Source organism: Streptomyces sp. NPDC059080 (assembly GCF_042739975.1).
GTDB lineage: Bacteria > Actinomycetota > Actinomycetes > Streptomycetales > Streptomycetaceae > Streptomyces > Streptomyces benahoarensis.
Genome location: NZ_JBHYGX010000007.1, coordinates 102569 through 123323, shown reverse-complemented (window position 1 = coordinate 123323; position 20755 = coordinate 102569). Strand labels below are relative to the sequence as shown.

Genomic DNA, 20755 nt, shown 5'->3' with positions numbered 1-20755 from the left:
GGGCCGGTGGCGGGGCTCTGATGAGCACGGCGTCGCGTGTTGTCGGGGCGGGGGGGGGCCGGGGGGGGGGTCTCCCCCCCCTGGGGCGCCGCCCCGGCCCCGCCCTTTGCTTTCTCGCGGTACTTCTGTCCCTGAAGGGTGGATACGATGCGAGCGGAGTGGCTCACACACCCCCTGTGCCCTCACACCGGGGAGCGAGCCACGCGATCGGTGAGCCGCACGGAACCGCTCGCCGTCGGATCCGGCTCGGGCGCCGGAAGAGGCACCGCGGTTCGCCGGGTGCCGACGGCGCGGAGGGCGGCCGCGTGCGGCGGGCGAGAGAAGTGAGGATCTGGCGCCATGGGCCGTCGGCTCGTACCGCTCACCCTGGACAACCTTCCGGATATCCCCAAGCCCTGCCGCTCCTGTGTGTTCTGGGAGCTGGACCCCGTCAGCGGGGATGCCGCGGTGGCGGGTGGCCGCGCCGGGCCGGAGAAGGAAGCCTGGCTCTCCGCCGTTCTGCTGGACTGGGGGTCCTGCGGGCGAGTGGTCTACGTGGACGACGTACCGGCCGGCTTCGTGCTCTACGCGCCGCCCGCGTATGTGCCGCGCGCGGCGGCGTTCCCCACGAGCCCGGTGTCCGCTGATGCGGTGCAGCTGCTGACGGCCCGGTTGGTGCCCGGCTTTCAGCGGCAGGGGCTGGGCCGGGTGATGGTGCAGACCGTGGCGAAGGATTTGATCCGGCGGGGCTTCAAGGCCATCGAGGCTTTCGGCGATGCCCAGTGGGCCGAGCCCGCCTGTGTACTGCCCGCGGACCACCTTCTGGCCGTCGGCTTCAAGACCGTACGGCCCCACTCCCGGTACCCGCGCCTGCGGCTGGAGCTGAGGTCGACGTTGTCGTGGAAGGAAGACGTGGAGCTGGCACTCGACCGGCTGCTGGGGGCGGTACAGAAGGAGCCCGCGCTACGGCCTCTGTGAGCGACGGCATGAGAAACGGGCCCGCCCCGCAGGGGACAGGCCCGTTTCCCGTGAAACGTCGTGGCGTTCCGCTCAGGCGAGGAAGTCCGTCAGCTCGCGCTCGATGCCGGCCTTCGGCTTGGCACCGACGATGGTCTTCACGACCTCGCCGCCCTGGTAGACGTTCATGGTCGGGATCGACATGACGCCGTACTTGGCGGTGGTGGCCGGGTTCTCGTCCGTGTTGAGCTTGGCGATGACGATCTCGTCGTGCTCGGCGGCGATGGCCTCCAGGGACGGGGCAACCTGACGGCACGGGCCGCACCAGGTGGCCCAGAAGTCGACGAGAACGGGCTTGTCGCTCTTGAGGACGACCTCTTCGAAGTTGGCGTCCGTAACGGTAACCGTGGCGCCGGCCATGGCAGTCTCCTTAGTGAAGGGTGATGGAAAGCTGGGGAACCGCGGGCTCAGACGGCCGCGGTCTTCTCGGGCTCGGGGGTGGCGTCGCCGTCGGAGAGCGCCGCGAGGAAACGCTCGGCGTCGAGCGCGGCGGAGCAGCCGGTGCCGGCGGCGGTGATCGCCTGGCGGTAGGTGTGGTCCACCACGTCACCGGCGGCGAAGACGCCCTGCAGGTTGGTGCGGGTGCTGGGCGCGTCGACCTTCAGGTAGCCCTCGTTGTCGAGCTTCAGCTGGTCCCTGAACAGCTCGGTGCGGGGGTCGTGGCCGATCGCGATGAACAGGCCGGTGACCGGAAGTTCGGAGGTCTCGTCGGTCTTGAGGTTGCGCAGCGTCAGGCCGGAGAGCTTGTTGTCGCCCTGGATCTCGGCGACCTCGCTGTCCCACACGAACTTGATCTTCGGGTCGGCGAAGGCGCGCTCCTGCATCGCCTTGCTCGCCCGCAGGGTGTCGCGGCGGTGCACGATCGTCACGGACTTGGCGAACCGGGAGAGGAAGGTGGCCTCCTCCATTGCGGTGTCGCCGCCGCCGATCACGGCGATGTCCTGGTCCTTGAAGAAGAACCCGTCACAGGTGGCGCACCACGAGACGCCGCGGCCGGAGAGCTCGTCCTCACGGGGCAGGCCGAGCTTGCGGTGCTGCGAGCCGGTCGTGACGATGACGGCCGTCGCGCGGTGCACGGTACCGGCGGTGTCGGTGACGGTCTTGATCTCCCCGGAGAGATCAACGGCGACGATGTCGTCCGGCACCAGCTCGGCGCCGAAACGCTCGGCCTGGGCCCGCATGTTGTCCATGAGGTCGGGGCCCATGATGCCGTCCCGGAAACCGGGGAAGTTCTCCACGTCGGTGGTGTTCATCAGCGCACCGCCGGCGGTGACGGCACCTTCGAACACCAACGGCTTCAGGGAAGCACGGGCGGTGTAGAGCGCTGCGGTGTATCCCGCGGGCCCGGAGCCGATGATGATCACGTTGCGGACGTCGCTCACGGGTGTCTTCCTTGTCTCTGCCGACTGCTTGCTGGGGCTCTGTGAACTCTCACCCCACCCAACGGATCCTACGGGTCGAGCATTCCCGGCGTGCCGCAGCGCACAGTGGCCGGTCAGTCCCGGGGGTAGGAGCGGCTCAGCAGAACGTCCCCGGGCGCCGGCGGTGTGGCGGAGACACAGGAGGCGTCGACCACGTACGCGGTGACGCGCTTCGGGTCGGCGGGCATCGAGAGGATGACGAGGTAGACGTTCTTGCCCCGATAGGTGTCCTGCCGGGCGGCGAGCGGGGCCTCGGGGCGGCCGATGCCCCTGCTGACGCAGGACGGGACGGTGTTGCTCCCGCCGCGCATCGGGATCTCCGGTTCGCTGCGGGTACCGATCTCGGGGGTCTTCTGCGAGCCCTTGGCGGCGAGGAGCTTGTGGACCTGTGTGGCGAGCGTCGCGGCGGACAGTTCTCCGGGCGTGTCTGTGCCCTTCTCCGTCGCCGTGGTGTGCCGGTCCGTCGCGCCGTCGTGGCCGGTCTCGGTCGAGGAGTTCTGTACGACGATTCCGCCCACACCGATCAGGGCGGCGGCCGTGGCCGTGCCCAGCAGTACGCGGGGCCAGCGATGGGACCGTGTCGAGCGGCCGCCCGATGTACGCCGCCCGGGGCCGGTGGCGCCGCGGGGGCGCCCGGCGGGCCGGTCGACGGCCCCGGATGGTGGTGTGGCCTCGGTTTCACGTGAAACGTCGGTGGTGGCTTCGGCTGTTTCACGTGAAACGGTGCTGGGCTGGTCAGCGGTTTCGCGGGGAGCAGGGACGGATCCGGTGGCGGACTCGGGGGAATCCATGGCGGGCTCGTCGGGTGTTTCACGTGAAACAAGGGGCTCCGGCGTGGTGTTCAGCAGCGCCTCGGCCGCGAGGGCGGCGTCGATGCGTCCGGCGACCTCGGCAGGCATGGGCACCGGGCCGGGGAGCGTACCGAGCAGGCCCCGGATCTCCTCCAGCGAGGCGAAGACGTCCGCGCAGAGTGTGCACGACTCCAGGTGAGCGCGGAGTACGGCGGTACGGGCCGGGGGGAGAAGCCCCTCCGTGAGGTCGGAGATCTCTGAGACCTCCGGGTGCTCATCCGTGCCGGTTGTCGACGTCACGCTCGCCCACCTCCGCCCTTCACGGCACCTGTGTCGTTCGCTCCTGGTGTCGGTGAGACGGATCCCTCCGGCTCCTGGTTCCTTGCCGCCCTCGCCGCTCCGCCCCCGTCCTCGGCTCTCAGATGCCGGACCAGAGGCAGCAGGCGGGCCCGGCCGCGTGCGCAGCGGCTCTTCACCGTGCCCGTCGGCACGTCGAGGACGGCTGCGGCTTCCGCGACGGGATAGCCCTGCATGTCGACGAGGACGAGTGCGGCGCGCTGTTCCTCCGGCAGGGTACGCAGCGCGCCGAGCAGTTCGCGGTGGAGGTCCTGCCGCTCCGCCGGTACCGCGGCCGACTCCTGCGGCTCCAGGAGCTGGTCGAGCTGGTCGGTCTCGGCGACGGGGGAGGTCCGCCGGGAGGCCGCCTTGCGGGCCCGGTCCAGGCAGGCGTTCACCGTGATGCGGTGCAGCCAGGTGGTGACGGCTGACTGGCCGCGGAAGGTGTGGGCGGCCCGATAGGCGGAGACCAGTGCGTCCTGCACGGCATCGGCTGCCTCCTCGCGGTCGCCGAGGGTGCGGATCGCGACGGCCCAGAGCCGGTCGCGGTGGCGTCGGACGATTTCCCCGAAGGCATCGGGATCACCTTGGACGTGCAGCGCGAGAAGTTCGGCGTCGCTCGACGTGGCTGCTTCGTCATCTTCGGCGCGCACGGCCCTCCCACAGGTGCTCATTCCCCCGCCCCATTGAAGCCCGCCGCATGGCGAAAGTAAATGAAATGGCGGGTGCACGGGCTCAAGAGAAGGCCACTGACCAGCGCAAACGATCCAGTGCCGCAGTGGCCTGCGGTAAAGGGGGGAGAAATGCGGTATTCATGCACGGGGAAAACCGGGCTGTTCCGGAATGCGGGGGAAAATCCGGCGGTACCGGTCGATCCGTCCGGCGGGTGGGAAAAACAGGGGCCCGGCCGACGGATCGGCCGGGCCCCTGCGCTGTCTCGGGGAGTTCTCCGCTCATCCGGTGAAGGAGATCTCCCGGATGGCCTGCTTGTAGCCCGCGCTGCTGTAGTCGTCGCCCGGTGCGTAGGGCATCGCCGTCATCCAGACCAGGACGTAGCGAGCCTTCGCCGGGGAGCTGAGGTTGACCTTCGCGACGGTCTCCGAGGTGTCCGCACCGCCGAGGCGCTTCATGGAACCGAGCGGAGCGGAGGGCGACAGGGACGACGCCGCGTAGAGCGTGACCTTGGTGTGCGGACCCGCGTAGTGCAGGTCTATCGACGCGCCGCCGACCGGCTGTTCCGAGCCGAGGTCGTAGACGATGCCGACGCCCTGCTTGAAGTGCGGGTTCATGTCGGGACCGTCGCGGTAGCTCTTGCTCCGCCAGTAGGTGCTGGAGTCCTTGTCGTAGGTGTAGCGCACCTGATCGGGATGTTGCGGGAGCCCATCCGGGTAGTACTCGGCCGCGTCCTCGATCTTGATCGGCTTGCCGTTCGGCTTGGTGTCGTGGTGCGAGTTGGCCTGCGGGGTCCCGCTGCCGGAGGTGTCGTTCTCCCGCTTGAGCAGGGTGTCCGCCAGCTGCCAGCTGCCGAGACCCAGCGCGGCGATCAGCAGCGCGGAGACACACCACTTCAGCGCCTTGCCGGTGCGGCTCTGCAGCGGGGCCGGCGGCGTAGGCACGGGCTGCGTGGCGCGGTTCATCGGGTGGCTGCGCGCCGCCTGGCCGTAGCTGCCCTGCTGATACTGGGTCCGCTGGTACGGGGGCGGAGTGGTGAACGCCGTCTCCGGGGGCCGGATGCGGGGCATCGCCGCCACCGCCTTGGCCAGCTCGTCCGGAGTGGTGCACGGCTGCTCCTGGCGGGAGGCGGTGGCACCGTCGTTGACCAGCGCGCGCATGGCCAGCTCGGACAGGCCACGGTGGACGCCGGCCCGCACCTGGTCGGGAGCGATCAGCCCGACGCCCTTGGGCAGCCCGGTCATGCCGTAGGCGTCGTTCTCGTACGGCCAGCGCTGGGTCAGCACGGCGTAGAGCAGCGCGCCGATCGCCTCCGTGTCCGTGCGCTGCGGCTCGTCGCAGGTGAGACCGCGCAGCGCCGCCATGATGGCGAGGCCACGGATGCGGTACTGCCCGGACTCCGTGCGGAGCACCGATCCGGGGTTGATCCGCAGATGCGACAGGCCCTCGCGATGGGCGGCGGCCATCGCCTGGGAGACCTGGCTGACGAGCTGGTAGGCGTCGTGCGGTTCCAGGGGCCCGGCGGCCAGTACGGTCGCCAGATCGGTGGCGTCCGGCAGCCACTCGTGGACGACGTAGACGAGGTCGTTCTCCTCGACGGCATCGAGGATCTGCACGAAGCGCGGGTCACCGAGGAGCGCCGCGGAACGGGCCGCTGACAGCACCGGGCGGGCCCGCGGATGGTCGGCGGGCAGGATGTGCACCCCGACGGCGCGGCGCAGCTTCTCGTCGACCGCGCGCCAGCTGCTGAACCCCTCCAGCCGGGTGACGCACTCCTCCAAGCGGTAGCGCTTGGCGAGCTTGTGGCCGCTGTGCAGCTCGGAGGGTTGTGCGTCGGCCGCCGCGGTCGCGTCATCGGTGCTGATGGCTTCCTTCTCCGCGCCGGACGCCTTGTCGGGCTTCGCGCCGTCGTCCGTGGCCTTTTCCGCCTTGGCGGTCAGCGGTTGGTCACCGCTCGTGTCGGCCACGTCGACGGCAGCCGTGGTCCGTTCCGCCACCGTCGTTCCTGCCTCCCCATCCGTTGCAGGCTCAATGAGCCACGACAATTGTGCCCACAGTCCGCCACTATGCACGACACGCGGTGGCGGTCGATGGTTGTGCCTCAGCGCCCCAGCTTGGCGCGGACCATGCCGACCAGCGCCGTCATCTCTTCGATGCGCATCTTCCGCGCGGCCACGTAGAAGACCCCCAGAAGGGCGACCGCACCCGCGATCAGTGCGGCCAGCGACCCGAGGAGCCCACTGCCGAGTCCCTGCATGATGCCGTACACCGCCGCACCGGCGATGACGGTTGCGGGAATGCTCGCGCCCGCCAGACGGGCGTACGTGCGCACGATACGGGCGCTGTCCAGGTCGCCGTTCATCCGCTTGCTCAGCCGCCGCCAGGCGACCACGACGCCGATCATGTACGCGATGCCGTACGCGGCAGCCATGCCGATCACCGCCCAGCGCGCGGGCAGGATCAGGAAGCAGGCGGCCGAGGCGGCGGCGTTGACCGCCGCGACGATCACGGTGTTGTAGAAGGGCGTTCGGGTGTCCTCATAGGCGTAGAAGGCCCGCAGGATCACGTACTGCACCGAGAACGGGATGAGGCCGATACCGAAGGCCATCAACATGTAGCCCATCGGGACGCCCGCGCCGGACGAGCCGTAGACCAGCGTGCACAGCGGGATACCGAGGGCCAGGAAGCCGAACGAGATCGGGACGATGGCGACGGCTGAGGTCCGCAGGCCCTGGGAAATATCGTCCCGGACCGCTCCGGCGTCGCCGTCGGCCGCCGACCGAGCCAGCCGCGGCAGCAGTGCCGCCATCACGGAGACGGTGATGATCGCCTGTGGCATGTTCCAGATCAGCTGGGCGCTGGCGTACGAGATGAAGCCGGTGCCGGGGTGGCCCTGGCGGTCCGCGGTGTTGCCGGCCCAGGTGGAGAGCTGGGTGACGACGAGGACGCCCGCCTGGTTGGCGAGGACGAACAGGACGGTCCACTTCGCGAGCTTGGCGGCCTTGCCCAGCCCGTGCCCGCGCCAGTCGAACCGCAGCCGGAACGTGAAGTCGGCGTCCCGCAGGTACGGGATCATCGCCAGCGACTGCACCACGAGACCGAGCAGGGTGCCGATGCCCAGCAGGCGGATGCCCTCGTCGGGGATGGTGGTGACGCCGATGCCGGACGTCTTGGCGGTGCCGTACGCCCAGATGAACAGCCCGAACGTGGTGATCATGACGATGTTGTTGAGGACCGGGGTCCACATCATCGCGCCGAAGCGGCCGCGGGCGTTGAGGATCTGCCCCATCACGACGTGCAGCCCCATGAAGAAGATCGTGGGCACGCAGTAGCGGGTGAACGCGACGGCGACCTCGTTGGCCGCCGGATCGCGTGAGATGTCGAACGAGACGAGTTTCACGAGCAACGGCGCCGCGAAGACCGCCAGGACCGTGAGGACGCCCAGAATGACGACGACCAGCGTCAGCAGGCGGTTGGCGTATGCCTCGCCACCGTCGTCGTCCTCCTTCATCGCGCGCACCAGCTGCGGGACGAAGACGGAGTTGAGACCGCCGCCGATGGTCAGGATGAAGATCATCGTCGGCAGCTGGTACGCCACCTGCCAGGAGTCACCCAGCACCGCGCCGCCGAGCGCGGCGACGATCAGCGCGGAGCGGACGAAGCCGGTGAGGCGGGAGACCATCGTTCCGGCGGCCATCACGGCGCTGGACTTGAGCAGACCGGAGGCGCGGCCCCCGGAAGGCTTCCCGGCGGTCGCGACCGGCTCCGGCTCGGGCGCCGGAGGCTCTGGAGTCGCCTCGGGGACTACCGCCGGGCCGGGCTCCGCGGCCATCGGACGACGGGGCTCGTACGACTGCTGGTCGTGGAAGAGGTGCGCGAACGCGTCGGACTCCCGCTGCTGATCCGCTGCCTGCCCGGCCGCATCGCCCACACCGGCGAACTGCACCGTCGCGGCTGCATCGGCGAACGGCGCCCCGGCGGGCCCGGTCGGCGCGGACGCCCCCCAACCCTGCTGCTCGGGGGCGTACGGGGCCGTGGGCCGTGGCGGGAACGGTTCGGCGGGTGCGCCCGACGGCGGCTGCGCCGCGCCGCCTGGGTACGCCGGGGCGGCCGCGGGCCCATGGCCCTGGTGCGCCTCGTAGCGGGGGCCGTCCTGCGCGTAGGGGGTCCGGCCGTACGCGTCCGGGCCGTACGGCTCCTGTGCGTAGGCGTCGTGGGCGCCCGGCGCCTGCGGCGTCGGTGGGACCGGCCCCGCGGGGTCGCCCTCGGCGCCCCGGCCGCGGTCACCGTCAAACGGCGCGTTCATCGCTGCCCCACCTCATCCGTCGCCGGCCATCCGGCCCCGCCATATATCAACGGTCCACTTTCTCACCTGAGCCGGACGGGCCCGAGTTTCCCGAACCGGTGTCCGGCGTGGGGTCACTCGGCTGCCCGGCGTTCTCGTCGGTCGCGTCCGTGCCGTTCCGGCCGTCCGGACCGGCCGGGTCACCGGGCTCGTCGGAGCCGTCCGGACCGGCCTCGCCCTGCGGGCCCTCGTCCGTCTTCCGGGCGGCTGCCCGCTTGCGCTGGAGGTAGATCCGCACGCCGGCCAGGACGAGCAGCAGCACACCGCCTGCGATGACGAGCATGACCGTCGCGGTGATCTCCGTGACGTTCACGACGAACGTCATCGGCTGACCGTACGGCTTTCCGTCCGCGGTGTAGAGCTGGGCGTTCACCCGGACCGGGCCGTTGGCGTTCGCCGTGGTGTCGAACTTGAAGGACTGGCTGTGCCCGCCGTCCACCTTGATGCGCTGCGGCTCGCCCGCGCTCAGCCGGTTCGGCTGCGAGGACATCAGCTTCAGCGTCATGCCCTCGACGCCCTGCAGGAGGTTGTTCTGCACCGTCACCGGGATCGTCGCGCTGCGCCCGGAGAGCGTGGCGTTCGACTTCTGGATCAGGTGGACCTTGCGCGTCAGCTCGTCGAGGTAGTCCCGCACCGAACCGCGGAACGCAGCCGCTCCGGCTCGGTTGCCGCGCCACTGCGTCGACACCCCCCGCATGATCGCGTTCCCGAACGGCGTGACCACGCGCTCGGGGCGGTCCAGGTTCACCCGGAACTCGTCCAGCGCCGCCTGGGTCTCCTGGATCTGGCGGAACGCCTCGGTGGGCATCTCCTGACGGCGCAGCGACGACGGGTACGCGGCGCGGCTCGGGACGCTCCGTGCCGCCGCCTCGTCGGGCTCGGCCTCGGCGGCGTCGCTGAGGTCCAGCGGCTGCGTCCAGTCGGTGGTCTCCAGCGTCCGCAGCGCCGTGGCCATGGCCTGCGCCTGGCTGGTGGACGGCATCCGCTGCGGTGCGACGACGATGCTCCGCTGCCGGCCGGGGTCCTGCAGGCCGATCAGCCGGGTCTGGGCGAGGAACGACTGGACCGCTTCGGTGGCCCGGCCGCTCTGCGTCAGGTCGCCCTCGAAGGCGGTGGACAGCCCTTCGTCCGCGACGACGGCGGTGTTGCCGCCGCCGATCGGCCGGGCGGCGGTGGGCGTGTGGGTCAGCTGGTCGGACTCCCGCAGGCTGTCGCTGCGGGTGATGACGTTGTGGGCACCGGCGGAGGTGGCGACGTCCACGATCGAGGAGTCGATCGCACCGTCGACGGGCCAGGCGAAGTCCGTGCGCGGCTTCACGCCCAGCGTCGTGTCGACGGTCGTGGACGCCAGCTCCGTGGCCGGGCCGAGGTGCCCGAGCGCGCTGGGCACGTTCTTGCCCTGGTGGGCGAGGGAGGCGAGGTCCGGGTCGGCGAACGGGAGCGCGACGACCTCGTGGGTCTTCACCGCCTCCGTGAGGTCGTTCAGCCATTGCTTGGCGACGGCCTGGTTCTTGCCCGCGGGGCCGTCGGGGCCGTGCACCCGGTACGGCTTGGTCATCGCGTCGACCGTCGCGAGGAGGTCTGGGTCGATGACGAACGTCACCGGGAGGTCCTTGCCCAGCGCGACCATCTGCTGCAGCCGCCCACCGGGCTTGATTTCCGAGGCGAGGTCGTCATCGCGGAAGACCGGCGTCTGCTGAGCGTCGGCGTCCGTCTGAGCGGTGAGGTGGGTGGAGGAGATCAGCGGCCACATGTAGGTGAGCTGGGTCTTCTTCCCCGCATCGCCTTCCTGCCAGGGCAGGAAGGTCCGCTCGATGCCGAGCACCTGCTCGTACTGCCCCTGCGTCCGGCCCGAGAGAGAGACGCCGAGCTGATACACCCCGCCGTCGCCGAGGTCGAGGTCCTTGACCGGGACGCGGAGCGAGAAGGAACGGCTGACGCCGGGCCGAAGCGCGTCGATGCCGGCGGTGTGGCCCTTGACCTCCGGGCCGTCCTCCGCAGGGGAGAACCCGGTGCGCCGGGCGGCGGTGTCGAGCGCGCTGCGTCCGCTGACCGCCGGGCCGCGCCGGACGCCGACATGGGCGTCGGTGACCGTGGACCGGCTCTCGTTGGTCACGGTGCCGGAGACGGTGACGGTGTCGCCCTTGCCGGGGGCGGCCGGGGTCATCGAGTCGATGCTGACGTCGACGGAGCGCGGACCGGTGGGGGCGGCGTGCGCCGCCGGGGCCTGCGGGATCTGCAGCAGGCCCATGAGCAGGGGCACCCCGGTGAGCAGCGCGGCGCCGCGTCGTAGCCGGCGCCCGCGCGACCGTTCAGTCCACCGGAACCTTGCCGCATCGGCCACGCGCTCGCCCGTCCCTCGTCATCGTCAGTGGTCGTCGGAATGTGCGTCCACGCATGGTAACGAGGTGCGCAGTGGCGTCGTGCCATGGTGTGCGCCACAAGATCACGGCCGGACCGGTCACGGCGGCGCCCTCGACGGGTGGGACGCCGGGCGTGGCACGGGCACGTACCCTTTTCAGTTGTGCCGAACGCCAACAATGACATCCCCGCCCCGCAGTCCGAGCGGTCTGCGCAGTCGACGAACGCGCTGAGCCAGGTGCAGCGCCGTGCCGTGAGCGAGCTGTTGCGGGTCTCCCCCGTGGCGGACGACCTGGCCCGCCGCTTCCAGGAGGCTGGGTTCACGCTTGCCCTGGTCGGCGGCTCGGTGCGGGATGCGCTCCTGGGCCGGCTCGGCAACGACCTGGACTTCACCACGGACGCGCGCCCCGAGGACGTTCTGAAGATCGTCCGTCCGTGGGCCGACGCGGTGTGGGAGGTCGGCATCGCGTTCGGCACCGTCGGCTGCAAGAAGAGCTCCTTCGACATCGAGGTGACGACGTACCGCTCCGAGGCGTACGACCGCACCTCGCGCAAGCCCGAGGTGTCCTACGGCGACTCCATCGAGGAAGATCTCGTCCGCCGCGACTTCACGGTGAACGCGATGGCCGTCTTCCTCCCGCAGAAGGAGTTCATCGACCCGCACGGCGGTCTGGAGGACCTGGCCGCCCGTGTGCTGCGGACGCCCGGTACGCCGCAGGACTCGTTCTCGGACGACCCGCTGCGGATGATGCGCGCGGCCCGTTTCGCGGCTCAGCTGGACTTCGAGGTCGCCCCCGAGGTCGTGGCGGCGATGAAGGCGATGGCGGGACGGATCGAGATCGTGTCCGCGGAGCGCGTCCGGGACGAGCTGAACAAGCTGATCCTGGCGCCCCACCCGCGCAAGGGGCTCAGGCTGCTGGTCGATTCGGGGATCGCCGACCGGGTGCTGCCCGAGTTGCCCGCACTCCGGCTGGAGCGTGACGAGCATCACCGTCACAAGGATGTCTACGAGCACACGCTCACGGTCCTGGAGCAGGCGATCGAGCTCGAAGAGGACGGTCCGGACCTGGTGCTGCGGCTGGCGGCGCTGCTGCACGACATCGGGAAGCCGAAGACCCGCCGGTTCGAGGGCGACGGCCGGGTCTCCTTCCACCACCACGAGGTGGTCGGCGCCAAGATGACCAAGAAGCGCATGATCGCGCTGAAGTACTCCAACGACTTGGTGAAGGACGTCTCCCGGCTGGTGGAGCTGCATCTGCGCTTCCACGGCTACGGCACCGGCGAGTGGACGGACTCGGCGGTCCGCCGCTACGTCCGTGACGCGGGCCCGCAGCTGACCCGGCTGCACAAGCTCACCCGCTCGGACTGCACGACGCGTAACAAGCGCAAGGCGAGCGCCCTGTCGCGCGCGTACGACGGTCTGGAGGAGCGCATCGCGCACCTGCAGGAGCAGGAGGAGCTGGACGCGATCCGTCCCGACCTGGACGGCAACGAGATCATGCAGATCCTGGACATCGCCCCGGGCCCGGCCGTCGGCAAGGCGTACAAGCAGATGCTGGAAATCCGGCTGGAGAAAGGCCCGATGGAGCGCGCGGACGCGATCGCCGCGCTCAAGGAGTGGTGGGCAGCCCAGCAGGGTTGATGTCATGGTGTTTCACGTGAAACCGGGTGGACGACCGCGCGGTTTCACGTGAAACCGAGTGGGGCGGGTGCGTCGTGTTTCACGTGAAACACGACGTGGAGTGCGCGCTGGTTTCCCGTGAAACGCTGTGCCCGACGGGCCGTTTCACGGGAAACATGGCGCCCTGCCCCCAGTGATGTTTCCCGTGAAACATCTTCCGGTGCGTTCGCCGAGGTGCGGACCGGTACCGGCCTCCGGCCGCCGGGCGCGACTCACATGGACGGGCGGAGCTTCGGGAATCCGGAGCGGGTCACCGCGACGACGGTCGCCGCATAGAGGCCGGCGATCACGATCACGAGCGGGACCGAGCGTCCGTCCGGCGGCAGCATGAGCGCGGCGACCGCAGCGGCGCCGACGAACGCGACGTTGAACAGCACGTCGTAGACGGCGAACACCCGGCCGCGATAGGCGTCGTCGACTGTGGCCTGCACCACCGTGTCCGTCGCAATCTTCGTGCCCTGGGTGCTCAACCCGAGGACGAAGGCGGCGACCAGCATCGGCCGCAGGGTGAACGGCAGGCCCAGCGCCGGGACCAGGACGGCTCCGAGGGCCGCGCAGCAGGCGATCCACCCGAAGAGCGTGAACCGGGAGATCGCCCAGGGCGTGACGAGCGCCGCGGCGAAGAAGCCTGCGCCCGATACGGCGACCGTGATCCCCAGCAGGGCCAAGCCGTCGGACGCCGCCGTGGACCAGGCGTAGCGGCAGAGCATCAGCACCATGACGGTCAGCGCGCCGTAACAGAAGCGGACGGCGGTCATCGCCGCCAGGGCGCGTGCCGGGGCCCGCCGCCGGGCGAGGTGACGCAGCCCGTCCATGAGGCCATGCACTGTTTCCCACAGCACTTCCTTCAGGCCGAGTTGGCGCTGTACGACGTCCGGCCCGAGCAGATCCGGCGTCATGCGCAGTGTGGTGAGGGCCGCCGTCAGATACAGCGCCGCGCTGATGAGGACGACAAGGGCGTCCGCGTCCGGGCCGAGGAGCCGGACCACGAAGGCCAGCCCGCCACCGGCCGTCGCGGCGAGCGTCCCGGCCGTGGGCGTGAGGGAGTTGGCGACGACCAACTGCCGTGTGTCATCGATGACTCGGGGCAGCGCGGCGGAGAGCCCCGCCAGGACGAAGCGGTTCACCGCGGTGACCGACAGCGCCGCGACGTAGAACAGCCAGAGGGGCGCCGACGGCAGGATGACCAGCGTTGCGGAGAGCGTGGTGAGCGCCGCACGCAGCAGATTTCCGTGGAGCAGCACCTGACGCCGCCGCCAGCGGTCCAGCAGTACGCCGGTGAACGGCCCCAACAGGGAATAGGGCAACAGCAGAACGGCCATCGCACCGGCGATGGCGGCGGGCGTGGCCTGCTTCTCTGGAGAGAAGACGACGAACGTCGCGAGCGCTACCTGGAAGACGCCGTCGGCAGCCTGTGAGAGCAACCGTGCGGCGAGCAGGGACCGGAAGTCGCGCAGGCGGAGCAGGGCGGCGAGGTCGCGCACAGCAGACATGAGGCACAGCCTCACACAGCCCGCGGGCCCCCGGGAGGGATACCCGGAGGCCCGCAGAAGGTGGCGATGAGGGGAGCGTCAGCGCTCGGCCTCGCCCTTGATGAACTTCTCGACGTTATCGCGCGCCTCGTCGTCGAAGTACTGCACGGGCGGCGACTTCATGAAGTACGAGGACGCGGAGAGGACCGGGCCGCCGATGCCGCGGTCCTTGGCGATCTTCGCGGCGCGCAGCGCGTCGATGATGACCCCCGCGGAGTTGGGGGAGTCCCAGACCTCCAGCTTGTACTCAAGGTTCAGCGGGACGTCACCGAACGCCCGGCCTTCGAGGCGGACGTACGCCCACTTGCGGTCGTCCAGCCAGGCCACGAAGTCCGAGGGACCGATGTGGACGTTGTCCTCGCCCAGGTCACGGTCCCTGATCTGCGAGGTGACGGCCTGCGTCTTGGAGATCTTCTTGGACTCCAGCCGCTCCCGCTCCAGCATGTTCTTGAAGTCCATGTTGCCGCCGACGTTCAGTTGCATCGTGCGGTCCAGGACGACGCCCCGGTCCTCGAAGAGCTTCGCCATCACGCGGTGCGTGATGGTGGCGCCGACCTGCGACTTGATGTCGTCACCGACGATCGGAACACCGGCCTCGGTGAACTTGTCCGCCCACTCCTTGGTACCGGCGATGAAGACCGGAAGGGCGTTGACGAACGCGACCTTGGCGTCGATGGCGCACTGCGCGTAGTACTTCGCCGCCTCCTCGGAACCGACAGGGAGGTAGCAGACCAGGACGTCGACCTGCTTGTCCTTGAGGACCTGGACGATGTCGACCGGAGCCTGCTCCGACTCCTCGATCGTCATGCGGTAGTACTTGCCCAGGCCGTCAAGGGTGTGGCCGCGCTGGACCGTCACACCGGCGTCCGGCACATCGCAGATCTTGATGGTGTTGTTCTCGCTGGCGCCGATCGCTTCCGAGAGGTCCAGGCCAACCTTCTTGGCGTCGACGTCGAAGGCGGCCACGAACTCGATGTCACGGACGTGGTACTCGCCGAACTGCACGTGCATGAGGCCGGGCACACGGCTTTCCGGATCGGCGTCCTTGTAGAACTCGACGCCCTGTACCAGCGAGGCGGCGCAGTTGCCCACGCCGACGATGGCTACGCGAACCGAACCCATTCCGGTTGCTCCCTGTGTTCTCGCTGAGGTCCTGCCGGACAGGACCTCATGTGGTGGTGTCATCGGACGGATCCGGCCGGGAACCACCCCGGTACCGGGGCGGGCCGTCCGTCTCTCCTGACTGATCCTGCTTGTCCCGCTCAGCGGTCCCGGGCGGATGCCGATCGCGCCCGGTGCGCTCGCTCTCGATGAGTCCGTTCAGCCAGCGGACCTCGCGCTCCACGGATTCCATGCCGTGGCGCTGGAGTTCGAGGGTGTAGTCGTCCAGCCGCTCACGGCTGCGGGCCAGGGAGGTACGCATCCTTTCGAGACGTTCCTCCAGCCGGCTGCGACGCCCTTCCAGCACGCTCATCCGCACGTCCCGCGACGTCTGGCCGAAGAACGCGAAGCGGACGCCGAAGTGCTCGTCCTCCCACGCGTCCGGACCGGAGTGCGAGAGCAGCTCCTCGAAGTGCTCCTTCCCCGCCGCGGTCAAGCGGTAGACGATCTTCGCCCGGCGTCCGGTCAGAGTCGTGGCGGGCGCGCCCTCGGGCGGGCCGCCCGGCTCCTCCATGAGCCAGCCGTTCGCGACCAGCGCCTTGAGGCAGGGATAGAGGGTCCCGTAGCTGAACGCGCGGAAAACCCCGAGCGAGGTGTTGAGTCGCTTGCGCAACTCGTAGCCGTGCATCGGGGACTCGCGCAGCAGGCCGAGAACGGCAAATTCGAGGACACCGGAGCGTCTGCTCATCCTCCGCCTCCTCGACCTCGCGCACTCTTTATGCCGTGCTGATGTATCGGCTCGATACATCCAGACGATAGAACGCCACGTGGGGCGGGACAAGCAACGGTGCGGTGAACGGCGTCACATCACCGATTCATAGCGTCCAACCTGCCTGATTTGGAGTGAATTTCAACAGTGGGCAGGTTTTGGCCGTGCGTAGTCTGTGCGGCATGCAGACTGCCGGGAACCGTGGGCCGATAACTGGCGTCCCTGTGCTCGGTGTAGTGCGGCCCGCGCGTCAGGAACGGGCCGTGCATCGGGGGGACCTGAAGACAACCACCGCCTTCAGGCGACGAGATAGCGCGCCTGCCCGAGGAGTATTCGTTCCATGAGCGAGCACCGTCGCAAACCGCCACAGCCGCAAGGTGGCGGTCGCGCCGCGGCCCGACGTGCCGCACAGCAGTCATCGGGGCGTCGTTCGGCGCCCCGTGATGCTGCTTCCGGCTCCACATCCCACTCTGCCGCGCACGGTCAGGAGCGGCCACCCGGCGGGCGGGCGGAAGCGCGTCGTGCGGCTCAGCGCGGCGGTCGCCGGCGCGCGTCCGACGCGGCGGGGGCTGCCGGTGGCGGCCGAGGTGGCGGCCGAGGTCGTCGCGGTGGCGGCGCGGACGGCGCGGGCGGCGGGCGCGGCCGTGGCGGAAACAGTCCGGCCAAGAAGCGCTTCATCGACTACCCGCGGGCCGGACGCGTCGGGTGGCGCCGCTTCGTGCCGTCGTGGAAGCAGGTCACGACGTTGTGCGTCGCCTTCCTGGGCGTCATAGTCGGGGTCGCCGGTGTCGCTCTGTGGCTGGTGGAGGTGCCCAAGGAGAGCGTCGCGGCCCGGCAGGAGAACAACATCTACTACTGGGCCAACGGCAGCGTCATGGCCCGCGACGGCGAGACCAACCGCCAGATCGTCCAGATCAGCGACATCCCGATGTCGATGCAGAACGCGGCGATCGCGGCGGAGAACGAGAACTTCCGGGACGACTCCGGCGTCGCCCCCGGAGGCATCATCCGCGCCCTGATCAAGATGGCCAAGGGCGAGGAGACCCAGAGCGGTTCGACGATCACTCAGCAGTACGTCAAGAACGCCATGCTGAGCCAGGACCAGACTCTCACCCGTAAGTTCAAAGAGCTGTTCATCTCCATCAAGGTCGGCTGGAAGGTGGGGAAGGACCAGATCCTCCAGGGCTACTTCAACACCAGCTACTTCGGGCGCGGCTCCTATGGCATCCAGGCGGCGGCCCAGGCGTACTACGGCAAGGACGCCCGCGATCTGAAGCCGGACGAGGCCGCTTTGCTGGTGGCGGTGCTCAAGGGCCCCGAGCTTTACGACCCCGCGGGTGGCTCGGTGCCGCACGCCAGCCCCCAGGAGAACACGAAGCGGGCGAAGAGCCGCTGGTCGTGGGTGCTCGACCGTGAGGTCCATGTGGGCCTGATGTCGAAGAGCGAGCGGGCCAAGTACACGGAGTTCCCCACGCCGAAGGAGCTGAAGTCGTCGGCCAGTCAGAACGGCCAGATCGGCTATCTGATGGACACGGCCAAGAAGTACGTCCTCAAGAACACCCACCTCAGTCAGGCGGCGTTCGACAAGGGCGGCTACCAGATCTACACGACCTTCGACAAGAAGAAGGTCACCGCGCTGGCCAACTCGGTCAAGAAGGTCGACAAACGCTACATCAACCCGAAGAAGCGGGAGAAGGACAAGTACGTCCAGTTCGGTGGCGCCTCGGTGGAGCCCGGAACCGGCAAGATCGTCGCGCTCTACGGCGGTGAGGGCTACGACAAGGGCCACTTCAGCAACAACGCCGACACCTTCGGTGTGCCGGTCGGCTCGACCTGGAAGCCGTTCGTCCTCGCGGCGGCGATGAAGTACGGGACGCAGCAGAGCAACGGCCAGCCGCTGTCACCGGACAGCCGCTACAACGGTAACGACCACCTCAAGGTGAAGAACGCCGACGGCACCGATTACCTGTCGAAGGACAACTCGCCCTTCTACCAGAAGAACGAGGGCAGCCAGGCCTGGGGCTACATCAGCCTGACCAAGGCGATGGAGCAGTCGATCAACACCCCGTTTGTGCAGCTCGGCATGGATGTCGGGATGAGCAAGGTGCGGGACATGGCGCGGGCCGCGGGCATCTCGGACACGAGCTTCAACAAGTACCTCAACCCCTCGTTCGCCCTCGGCACCTCGACTCCCAGCGCGATCCGCATGGCCAACGCCTACGCGACGTTCGCGAAGTCGGGCACCAAGGTGGAGCCGTACTCGGTCACCGAGGTGAAGCACCACGGCGAGGCGGTGGACGGTATCGAGACGCCCACGACGGAACCGGCGATCGACCCGGACATCGCCAACAACGTCACCAAGGTGCTGGAGAACGTCATCACGAACGGTACGGCCAAGGAGGAGGCGACGAAGCTGGGTCGTCCCGCGGCGGGCAAGACCGGTACCACCGACGAGAACAAGTCGGCGTGGTTCGTGGGGTACACCCCGCAGCTGTCGACCGCGATCACGATGTTCCGTGAGGACCCGAAGAATCCCCGCCAGCTCTCCATGAACGGCGTCGGCGGCTTCGACTCGATCCACGGTGGTGCGCTGCCCACCCAGGTCTGGACGCAGTACATGATCCAGGCGCTGGAGGGGACGCCGGTCCAGGACTTCCCGGCGGCCACGCCCATCGGCCAGCGCATCGACGAGCCGGGCATGCCCTCCCCGACGCCGTCCCCGACGCCCTCGCAGACGCCGTCCCACACGCCCTCGGAGACGCCCTCGCACTCCGAGACGCCGACCCACTCGCCGACGCCCACGGCCACGGAGACGTGCGCCGACTGGGACGTCGGCTGCCACAACAACGGCGGTACGACCGGTGGACCCGGCGGCGGGCCCGGTGGCGGTCCCGGCGGCGGGCCGGGCGGCGACACCGGTGGGGGCACCCCGTCGCCGGATCCGACGGACGGAACCGGCACCGGCGGCGGCTGGTTCGGTGGCCCCAGCGGGAAAAGTCCCTGACCCCCTTCGTTTCACGTGAAACGGCCCGCCGCCACGGCAGCCGAACGCACGGCCGTTTCACGTGAAACAGCGCACCACGAAGCCCCCGCCCCGGCTCGACCGGGCGGGGGCTTCGCCGCGTTCCGCACAGGGGCGTGCGGCAGGATGGGGCCATGACGAGCGTGCGCGGGGACGAGTCCGTACGGCCCACACAGCGGGACGAGGTCGCGGCAGCCGGCAGCGAGCTGCTCGGGGGCCCGCTCGGTCGTCGGGCGCTGCCCGGCACGGGCCGCCTGACCCCGGTCAGGGTGATCGTGCTCGTGGCCCTCGGGATGTTCGCCCTCGGGATGGTGCAGAAGCTCCCCTGCTACAACGGCGGCTGGTTCTTCGGCGCCACCTCTCAGTACGTCCACGCCTGCTACTCCGACATCCCCCACCTCTTCGCGGGACGCGGCTTCGCCGACGGGCTCATCCCCTACTTCGACCGGCTGCCCGGCGACATGGAGTACCTGGAGTACCCCGTTCTGACCGGGCTGTTCATGGAGGTCGCCTCCTGGCTGACCCCGAACGGCGGCGAGATCGTCCAGCGCGAGCAGATCTACTGGCTGGTCAACGCCGGGATGCTGATGGTCTGCGCCGCCGTCCTCGTCGTCTGCGTGGCCCGTACGCACCGGAACCGTCCCTGGGACGGGCTGCTCGTCGCGCTGGCCCCCGCGCTGGCGCTGACCGCCACGATCAACTGGGACCTGCTCGCCGTCGCGCTCACCGCAGCGGGCATGCTCCTGTGGTCCCGGAGCCGCCCGCTCTGCGCCGGAGTGCTCATCGGGCTGGCGACCGCCGCCAAGCTCTACCCCGTACTGCTCCTGGGCCCCCTGCTGGTGCTCTGCTGGCGGGCCGGCGCCTGGCGTGCCTACGGGCGGTGCCTGGCCGGCGCCGTGGTCTCCTGGCTCGTGGTGAACCTCCCGGTGATGTTCACCCACGACCCGAGCGGCTTCCACCTCCGCGAGGGGTGGGCGAAGTTCTACACCTTCAGCCAGGAACGGCCGATCGACTTCGGTTCCGTATGGCTGCTGCTCTCCCAGCGCACCGGGAACCCGCTGGAGAACGCCAACCTCTACGCCACGCTGCTGATGCTCCTCGGCTGCGGTGGTCTGGCCCTGCTCACCCTCTACGCGCCGCGCCGCCCGCGCTTCGCGCAGCTCGCCTTCCTCGTCGTCGCGCTCTTCATCCTGACGAACAAGGTGTACTCCCCGCAGTACGTGCTGTGGCTGATCCCGCTGGCGGCGCTGGCCCGCCCACGGTGGCGGGACTTCCTGGTCTGGCAGGGCTGCGAGGTCCTGTACTACCTGGGGATCTGGACGTACCTCGCCTACACGGGCAGCGGCGACAAGCACCAGGGGCTGCCGCCGGAGGGCTACCAGCTGGCGATCCTGGTGCATCTGCTGGGCACGCTCTACCTGTGCGCCGTCGTGATCCGCGATGTGCTGCTGCCGGAGCGTGACGTGGTCCGCCGGGACGGCGAGGACGACCCGTCCGGCGGCGTCCTCGACCGGGCACCCGACGCCTTCGTCCTGGGCCGGGCCCTGCTCCCCCGCCCCGCCGTGCACTTCGAGGGCGCCCCGCGGGTGCGCTGGGGCGCCGTACGGAAGTGAGCCGGAGCCGGAACGGGCGAAGGGCCCCCCCCCCCGGGGGGGCCGCGGGGCCGGGCGGGCGGGGTACGGGCCGGGGGCCGGGGCCGCGGGCGACAGACCGGGGCTCAGACGGGGT

General features: G+C 69.7%; 14 protein-coding genes. 4 read left to right on the top strand and 10 right to left on the bottom strand.

Translation table 11 applies throughout. The annotated features are described in order from the left end of the window. Positions 1 to 339 precede the first annotated feature (339 nt). The gene (locus ACFWWQ_RS07990) at positions 340 to 957 is read left to right on the top strand and encodes a GNAT family N-acetyltransferase (RefSeq protein ID WP_384591929.1); all 618 of its coding nucleotides are present in this window, start codon (positions 340 to 342) and stop codon (positions 955 to 957) included. Between the two features lie 72 nt (positions 958 to 1029). On the opposite strand, the gene trxA is transcribed toward ACFWWQ_RS07990, so the two are convergent. The 7 genes from trxA to ACFWWQ_RS07955 form a co-directional block, all read right to left on the bottom strand. Then, a complete protein-coding gene (gene trxA, locus ACFWWQ_RS07985; protein WP_384591926.1) occupies positions 1030 to 1356 on the bottom strand; it encodes a thioredoxin in 327 nt (108 codons plus the stop codon). A 47-nt stretch (positions 1357 to 1403) separates the two neighbouring features. Further along, positions 1404 to 2378, bottom strand: coding sequence for a thioredoxin-disulfide reductase (trxB, locus tag ACFWWQ_RS07980; protein ID WP_384591923.1), 975 nt, complete (start codon positions 2376 to 2378; stop codon positions 1404 to 1406). A 113-nt stretch (positions 2379 to 2491) separates the two neighbouring features. Further along, entirely contained in the window at positions 2492 to 3508 is a 1017-nt protein-coding gene (locus ACFWWQ_RS07975) for a hypothetical protein (RefSeq protein WP_384591919.1), read from the bottom strand. Next, positions 3505 to 4197: an RNA polymerase sigma factor SigM gene (gene sigM, locus ACFWWQ_RS07970; protein ID WP_384591916.1), complete on the bottom strand. Its 693-nt coding sequence runs from the start codon at positions 4195 to 4197 to the stop codon at positions 3505 to 3507. Before sigM ends, ACFWWQ_RS07975 begins: the two co-directional genes overlap by 4 nt. 300 nt (positions 4198 to 4497) lie before the next feature. Next, complete coding sequence (locus ACFWWQ_RS07965) at positions 4498 to 6213, bottom strand: protein kinase family protein (protein WP_384591913.1); 1716 nt, start codon at positions 6211 to 6213, stop codon at positions 4498 to 4500. A gap of 104 nt (positions 6214 to 6317) precedes the next feature. Then, entirely contained in the window at positions 6318 to 8522 is a 2205-nt protein-coding gene (murJ, locus tag ACFWWQ_RS07960) for a murein biosynthesis integral membrane protein MurJ (protein WP_384591910.1), read from the bottom strand. Positions 8523 to 8568: 46 nt separating this feature from the next. Further along, complete coding sequence (locus tag ACFWWQ_RS07955; protein WP_384591907.1) at positions 8569 to 10812, bottom strand: DUF6049 family protein; 2244 nt, start codon at positions 10810 to 10812, stop codon at positions 8569 to 8571. Between the two features lie 273 nt (positions 10813 to 11085). Between ACFWWQ_RS07955 and ACFWWQ_RS07950 the strand changes: the two genes are divergently transcribed. Beyond that, on the top strand, positions 11086 to 12564 hold the full coding sequence (locus ACFWWQ_RS07950; RefSeq protein ID WP_384591904.1) for a CCA tRNA nucleotidyltransferase: 1479 nt from the start codon (positions 11086 to 11088) through the stop codon (positions 12562 to 12564). Positions 12565 to 12815: 251 nt separating this feature from the next. On the opposite strand, the gene ACFWWQ_RS07945 is transcribed toward ACFWWQ_RS07950, so the two are convergent. From ACFWWQ_RS07945 to ACFWWQ_RS07935, 3 genes are all read right to left on the bottom strand, one after another. Next, positions 12816 to 14096 carry an MFS transporter gene (locus tag ACFWWQ_RS07945; RefSeq protein WP_384591901.1) on the bottom strand — a complete coding sequence of 427 codons (1281 nt, stop codon included), beginning with the start codon at positions 14094 to 14096 and terminating at the stop codon, positions 12816 to 12818. 78 nt (positions 14097 to 14174) lie between these two features. After that, positions 14175 to 15257, bottom strand: a complete 1083-nt coding sequence (locus ACFWWQ_RS07940) for an inositol-3-phosphate synthase (RefSeq protein ID WP_384591898.1) — start codon at positions 15255 to 15257, stop codon at positions 14175 to 14177. 46 nt (positions 15258 to 15303) lie between these two features. After that, positions 15304 to 15984: a PadR family transcriptional regulator gene (locus tag ACFWWQ_RS07935; protein ID WP_384591895.1), complete on the bottom strand. Its 681-nt coding sequence runs from the start codon at positions 15982 to 15984 to the stop codon at positions 15304 to 15306. Between the two features lie 361 nt (positions 15985 to 16345). Between ACFWWQ_RS07935 and ACFWWQ_RS07930 the strand changes: the two genes are divergently transcribed. Further along, positions 16346 to 19009, top strand: coding sequence for a transglycosylase domain-containing protein (locus ACFWWQ_RS07930; RefSeq protein ID WP_384591892.1), 2664 nt, complete (start codon positions 16346 to 16348; stop codon positions 19007 to 19009). 152 nt (positions 19010 to 19161) lie between these two features. Further along, entirely contained in the window at positions 19162 to 20640 is a 1479-nt protein-coding gene (locus tag ACFWWQ_RS07925) for a glycosyltransferase family 87 protein (protein ID WP_384591889.1), read from the top strand. The last annotated feature ends 115 nt before the right edge of the window (positions 20641 to 20755 follow it).

What these genes read in the sequence shown, in the direction of transcription:
- ACFWWQ_RS07990 (WP_384591929.1), top strand. Translation starts at nt 340, where the DNA reads ATGGGCCGTCGGCTCGTACCGCTCACCCTGGACAACCTTCCGGATATC.
- trxA (WP_384591926.1), bottom strand. Translation starts at nt 1,356, where the DNA reads ATGGCCGGCGCCACGGTTACCGTTACGGACGCCAACTTCGAAGAGGTC.
- murJ (WP_384591910.1), bottom strand. Translation starts at nt 8,522, where the DNA reads ATGAACGCGCCGTTTGACGGTGACCGCGGCCGGGGCGCCGAGGGCGAC.
- ACFWWQ_RS07955 (WP_384591907.1), bottom strand. Translation starts at nt 10,812, where the DNA reads ATGGGCCTGCTGCAGATCCCGCAGGCCCCGGCGGCGCACGCCGCCCCC.
- ACFWWQ_RS07945 (WP_384591901.1), bottom strand. Translation starts at nt 14,096, where the DNA reads ATGTCTGCTGTGCGCGACCTCGCCGCCCTGCTCCGCCTGCGCGACTTC.
- ACFWWQ_RS07940 (WP_384591898.1), bottom strand. Translation starts at nt 15,257, where the DNA reads ATGGGTTCGGTTCGCGTAGCCATCGTCGGCGTGGGCAACTGCGCCGCC.
- ACFWWQ_RS07935 (WP_384591895.1), bottom strand. Translation starts at nt 15,984, where the DNA reads ATGAGCAGACGCTCCGGTGTCCTCGAATTTGCCGTTCTCGGCCTGCTG.
- ACFWWQ_RS07930 (WP_384591892.1), top strand. Translation starts at nt 16,346, where the DNA reads ATGAGCGAGCACCGTCGCAAACCGCCACAGCCGCAAGGTGGCGGTCGC.
- ACFWWQ_RS07925 (WP_384591889.1), top strand. Translation starts at nt 19,162, where the DNA reads ATGACGAGCGTGCGCGGGGACGAGTCCGTACGGCCCACACAGCGGGAC.